At 35.0% G+C, this 2,314-nt stretch carries 4 protein-coding genes; 2 read left to right on the forward strand and 2 right to left on the reverse strand.

The window, feature by feature from the left end:
- Nucleotides 1-57: 57 nt before the first annotated feature.
- The gene (locus tag ICJ83_RS16880) at nt 58-387 is read right to left on the reverse strand and encodes a YegP family protein (RefSeq protein WP_188231580.1); all 330 of its coding nucleotides are present in this window, start codon (nt 385-387) and stop codon (nt 58-60) included.
- A 187-nt stretch (nt 388-574) separates the two neighbouring features.
- Between ICJ83_RS16880 and ICJ83_RS16885 the strand changes: the two genes are divergently transcribed.
- Entirely contained in the window at nt 575-1,057 is a 483-nt protein-coding gene (locus ICJ83_RS16885; protein ID WP_188231581.1) for a helix-turn-helix transcriptional regulator, read from the forward strand.
- A gap of 72 nt (nt 1,058-1,129) precedes the next feature.
- Nucleotides 1,130-1,735 (forward strand): nucleotidyl transferase AbiEii/AbiGii toxin family protein, encoded by a 606-nt coding sequence (locus ICJ83_RS16890; RefSeq protein ID WP_223154838.1) that lies wholly within the window; start codon nt 1,130-1,132, stop codon nt 1,733-1,735.
- A 3-nt stretch (nt 1,736-1,738) separates the two neighbouring features.
- Here ICJ83_RS16890 and ICJ83_RS16895 read toward each other — a convergent pair.
- A partial coding sequence (locus ICJ83_RS16895; protein ID WP_188231583.1) for a TraM recognition domain-containing protein occupies nt 1,739-2,314 on the reverse strand: 576 nt, incomplete at its 5' end.

The raw sequence follows: 2,314 nt of genomic DNA on the forward strand, positions 1-2,314 counted from the left end.
GAATAAAAAAAGGCTACAAAACCATGTAACCTTTTAAACTAAAATTTATGTTTAACCCTAAGTCAAATCCTCCACTTCAGCTGATGGCGCATTGGTTTTCACGGACTCGATACCATTTTCCATCGCACTGGTTGAAGAATACATCTGACTGGTTCCTATAACCTGATTGTTTCCAGCTTTTAAATTAAAGTATGGACTACCTCCTTTGGATTCTAGGCGCTCATACTTTGAATCATCTGGCGCATTCTTTTTTACGGATTCAATACCATTTGTACATCCTGACTTGGCGGCATACCCTTCACTAGCCAGGATATTTTGCCCATTACTTGCTTTAAGTCTAAAACGGAATTCTCCGCCATTGTCTTTATAGATTTCAAATTTTGCCATATTACTTAGTTTAATTTATTTCACTAAATATATTAAAAATATTACATAGCTTAAACTGTAATCTTTAAGAAATCATCCTATAATCAATTCATAACAAACCATTTAATACTTCAGTGAAAATTTCATTTAACATAGTTTTAGATTAATCAACAATTAATTTATAAACAAATTTGTTTACATTTGTAGTATGAATAAATTAATAGAGAAGTTTAAAGGAATTCATCCAGGATTCATTTTAGAACACATCCTGAAAAAGCGTATGATACGTCAGCGCCCATTTGCCTTGTCTATTAATGAACACCCACAAACCTTAAATGCGATAACCAAAGGGCGAAGAAACTTAAATACGGCCCTAGCACTTAAGATAGAAGATAAACTAGAATTAGAAGAGGGTACTTTAGCTCTTTTACAGACGTATTTCGATATTTCTCAAGAGAAGGAAAAACAAAAATCTGCAAGTCCTAACCTATCTATTTTAAGAAAGTCTTTGTTCTGGGATACGGATATTTCAAAAATCGATTGGGATAGGCAATTTAAAGCCGTTATTCAAAGAGTTTTTGAACGAGGTAATGATGCAGAGAAAGCTGAAATTCGTCGTTTCTACGGCACTAAAAAAGTAGATACAGTACTTCAATCGAAAACAAGAAAATCATATCAGGTTTCTCACTGATAATTGTATTTTTAGCACATGTTACATTACAATACCGTCAATGACCTCTTAAGGGATAGCCTTAAGCTTTTAATGTCTGCCAAGGAATTCGAAACGTTCCGATTGGTTGGAGGGACGGCGCTAAGTTTACAAATTGGACATCGGGAATCGATTGACATTGATTTGTTCAGTGATCAGGAATATGGTTCTATAGATTTTGATGGGATTCAAAACTTTCTGGAATCTAATTTTGCTTATATTGACCATTTGGAGAATATCCCTGTGGGACTGGGTAAATCCTATTTTGTTGGCACTGACGCTGACAACACCATAAAATTAGATGTGTTTTATACCGACCCATATATTCAACCAGCTATAGAAGTGGATGGCATCCGAATGGCTACCCTTGAAGAAATCATAGCTATGAAACTGGATGTGGTTCAAAGAGGTGGCCGTAAAAAGGATTTCTGGGATTTACATGAGTTATTTTATAAGTTTAAAGTTCAGGATATGTTGGCTTTACATGAACAGCGCTACCCTTACGATCATGATCCATTACTTATTCTCAAGAATTTCATTGACTTTAGCCAGGCAGATGATGACTTTGATCCTATTTGTCTTTTAGGTAAACACTGGGAATTCATAAAAGATGATATTACTGAATTTATAAATTACTATATCGACGAACAAGCTCAATAAAGTTTACCCAGACTTAAAGATAGCTTTGACCTCTCTATAGATTTTCTCATAATGAAAATTGAGTTGATCTTCATTGATATCTTCTGGATTCGGAGGTAATTCTTTACTAATCTTTTGCAGTTTAAACTTTACCTTTTTGTCCTTTCCATCAGCAAAAGAGATAAACTCCCCTTGTCTTAATCTAAAGAAAATATTGGCACGTCGTTTTGATACTTCCCGCTCCCCTTCGGTTATCCGGCTTTCAAAACTCAGTCCACTATTCTTACTAATACTTTTAGTAGGTACTTTAATCATTTCAAAAAACTGCTCATAGTATTTCGCGGTATCGGGATCGTTGGCCTTACCAAAAAACTGATAGGATAAATTAGATAAAATAGCCTTACTGGATTTATCTCCATAGAGTATATCATTCTGAATTTTATCCTGCATCACATAAACGGTAGACACATCAAAACTCCTGAGTGTTGCCGGTATTCTAGTCATGTTTAGGAGCTTAATGGTTGGCGCTTCCTCCATAAGCACGAAAGACGATTTTCGATTTCTGACACTCATTTGTTTTACTACAGTATGCATGATGGT

This window comes from Aestuariibaculum sediminum, assembly GCF_014596945.1.
In the GTDB taxonomy this organism is placed as follows: Bacteria; Bacteroidota; Bacteroidia; order Flavobacteriales; family Flavobacteriaceae; genus Aestuariibaculum; species Aestuariibaculum sediminum.